Source organism: Bacillus sanguinis (assembly GCF_018332475.1).
In the GTDB taxonomy this organism is placed as follows: Bacteria; Bacillota; Bacilli; order Bacillales; family Bacillaceae_G; genus Bacillus_A; species Bacillus_A sanguinis.
On sequence record NZ_BOQB01000487.1, the window covers coordinates 1 to 3,354 of the forward strand.

3 protein-coding genes are annotated in these 3,354 nt (G+C 33.0%); 2 read left to right on the forward strand and 1 reads right to left on the reverse strand.

What is annotated here, in order from left to right; genetic code table 11:
• On the reverse strand, window positions 1-262 hold a 262-nt coding region (locus tag KI369_RS27890), incomplete at its 3' end, for a glycoside hydrolase family 78 protein (RefSeq protein ID WP_498033623.1).
• A 184-nt stretch (window positions 263-446) separates the two neighbouring features.
• Here KI369_RS27890 and KI369_RS27895 point away from each other — a divergent pair.
• Complete coding sequence (locus tag KI369_RS27895; protein WP_212958880.1) at window positions 447-1,901, forward strand: serine hydrolase; 1,455 nt, start codon at window positions 447-449, stop codon at window positions 1,899-1,901.
• Between the two features lie 129 nt (window positions 1,902-2,030).
• Window positions 2,031-3,311 carry a S41 family peptidase gene (locus tag KI369_RS27900; RefSeq protein ID WP_212958881.1) on the forward strand — a complete coding sequence of 427 codons (1,281 nt, stop codon included), beginning with the start codon at window positions 2,031-2,033 and terminating at the stop codon, window positions 3,309-3,311.
• Window positions 3,312-3,354 lie beyond the last annotated feature (43 nt).

Genomic DNA, 3,354 nt, shown 5'->3' on the forward strand with positions numbered 1-3,354 from the left:
CCTTCACTCGGTAAAAATAGCGTGTTTCCTTACTATATGAAAACGAATTAATTGGTATATATAAACTTTGATCTGTTTCTACCTTCTGCGAATCGAATACTATAGTTTTAAACTCTCTATCCTTCGCAACCTGCAATTGATACGCAAGTTGTTTTACATTTCGCTTACTCGACTCGAGTTGCCAACTAATTTTAACGACTTTCGAATCTATGCCTATCGGATTATTTTTATTATCACAAAGCAATTTCTTTATTGTTAGCACACTTCTTCACCGTCTTTTCTAAATCTTAATTTAAATTAATTATAATAAAAATAAAATTCTAAATAAACAATAATTTCATTCATCCTTACAAAATTATTAACTTTCCATAATTAAAAAGGTTTTCATTTTCTATTACCGAAAGTATAGTGCGGTAGAACAAAAATTATATTTGGAGGTTAGAAGTATGTCTAAAATTGAAACTCCTGTTATGACTTCTTTACAAACAACGGTTGAAAAAATGATGAAGGATTTAAATGTTCCTGGTGCTGCTGTGGCTGTTATACAAGACGGTGAAGTCATTATTTCAGAAGGATTTGGCTATCGAAATCTAGAGACAAAAGACGCTGTTACACCGAGTACTCGATTTGCAATCGGTTCTTCAACGAAAGCTTTTGGCACACTTTCATTAAGTTTGTTAGCACAGCAAAAAAAGTTTAATTGGGATACTCCTGTCCAGACTTATATACCTAACTTCTCTTTATCTGAACTACTTGCTAGCTCACAAGTTACAGGACGAGATTTAGCCTCTCATCGTACTGGGGTAAGTCGCCATGATGCCCTTTGGTATAGCTCTTCCTTATCTCGAAAAGATCTCGTTGAAAAAATAAAACATTTATCACTTGATGCACCGTTTCGGACTTCATTTCTATATAACAACTTAATGTATGCAACAATTAGCTCTATTGTTGAAAACATCACGAATCAAACGTGGGAGCAATACACTACAGAACATATTTTAGAACCTTTAAATATGAGGCATACAAACTTCTCTGTTACAGATTCACAAAATACAGATGATTATGCTTTACCTTACATCGAAAATGACGGTGAAATAAAAGAAGTTCCATTCCGTAACATCGATACAGTCGGCGCTGCTGGATGTATTAATTCTACAATTGAAGATATGGCAAATTGGGTACTCCTTCAATTAAATCAAGGGAAGTTTGGAGATCATGAATTAATCTCTCCAGAATTATTACAACAAATGTATACACCACACAATTCAATTCCAGATCAACCAATCTTATCACTTCCTGAATCCCCATTAAATAGTTATGGACTCGGCTGGTTTATTAGCGCTTACCGTGGTAATAAGGTGATTCATCATGGTGGTAATATTGATGGATTTTCAGCGCTTGTTTCTTTCATACCAACAGAAAACATCGGCCTTGTCATTTTAACGAATGCTGGAGGCACATTACTGCCTACTTATCTCGCTAATCAAATTTATGACGAACTACTTGAATTAGAATCCATTGATTGGCATAAACGTGCTGTAGAAGATACGGAAAAAATGAAGAAAATGATGAAAGAAGCGACTGAATCCGTTCCAGAACAAATAAAAGGAACTACACCTTCTCATAAATTAGAAGATTATACTGGTACTTTCGAACATCCAGCATACGGAACATTACAAGTATACAAGCGAGATGATTCGTTATTTGTACAATTTATGGAGATGGACATTCAATTAGGGCATCATCATTACGACATCTTTTCTGCAAAAGTTGACTTATTCCAAATGAAGATGAATCTATTATTTGCATATGAAATGAATGTGAACGGTGAATTCCCATCCCTTCAATTGCATGTGCCCGCTATGTTAAGTACGCAGCCACTTACATTTAAGAAAATTTAATAACTGTTTAAAAGAGGGATGATAACACATCCCTCTTTTTCCCTTTAAATTCTCCATTAAAAAAAGGTAATACGTAAAGGGCATAGAATTCTATTATTCAACTAATTAAATTATCAAAGAGGGAAAACTGTGTACACAGAAATTTTTAAAGACGTTGTTTCGATTACCCATCACGATTATTCAGGCTGTTTAGATAAGGAAGGATGGGACGATCCTTCTACTTATTTACAAACAGTTGAGAAACTAGAGAAAATTGGAAAACTAACACCAATACAATTTACTGAAATTGTACGGGATTACTTACTAGACTTTAAAGATAATCATATGTTTTTCAAAATGAATTCTAACAATCAACCGCTTAACAGTGTTGGCTTCCAAGTGAAAAGATACGAAGATCGCCTATATATTACATCCACTTCACAAGAAATAAGAGTGAAAAAAGGACAGTCTATACTCGCATTAGATCATATGAAAGTTCCTGAGCTATTAATAAAATATAAGAAGTATTTAAATGAGAATACATATGAACGTGAAAAATGGGATTATGTTTTATTAAAATCATCCAATTGTACACTTATAGATGAAAATGGAGTAACTAAAACCATAACTTTACAAAAGTATAAACAAAGCGAATACACGCCTATTTATTCATTGAAACAGTATAATAAAGATACACTCTTAATAACTTTGACGGATTTTGCAAATATTGAAGCTATTAATAAATTATTAGACTCACACAAAAATGAGCTTAATTCTTTTCCAAACTTAATTATTGATGTGCGATTAAATCGTGGCGGAAGTGATGATGCATTTTTCAACCTACTTCCTTACTTATTTGAAGACAAAGAGATTTCTCTTTTCGATTCTTCTGATACAATGCAATTAAATCATACAGAACGAAACTTTCATTTACGTATGAAAGACATGGGAATGGAAGATTATGATTCTTTAGACGAACTTTCCAAATTATTCACTAATATGTTTATTCAAGATTTAAAAAAGAATCATAAAAAAGGATTCGTTACATTTGATACCTCTGGGTTACCAAAAGAACTTCAATCATTAAAAATACACGGACGAAAATCACCTAGTAGAGTAGTTCTATTAACAGATATTTCATGCGGAAGTTCTGGTGATTCTTTTGTAGAAGTTGCAAAGAAATCATTGAAAGTAAAAGTAATAGGTCGCCCTACTGCTGGCTTAAATGATTATTCTAATTTAGCAGTTATGGAATGGGCTGACACATTCGCTCTTTACTACCCTACTTCACGACTTTCAATTATAGATAAAGGCGAAGGAATGTCCGGAATTGGTATTCAACCACATATACATATTCCGTGGACTCCGGAACATATACAAGAAGACGTAGATTTAAATTTAGCATTACAACTACTTCAAAACGAAGAATAGTAAAAAATAATAGGTAGGTGTGAATCACACCTACCTATTATTT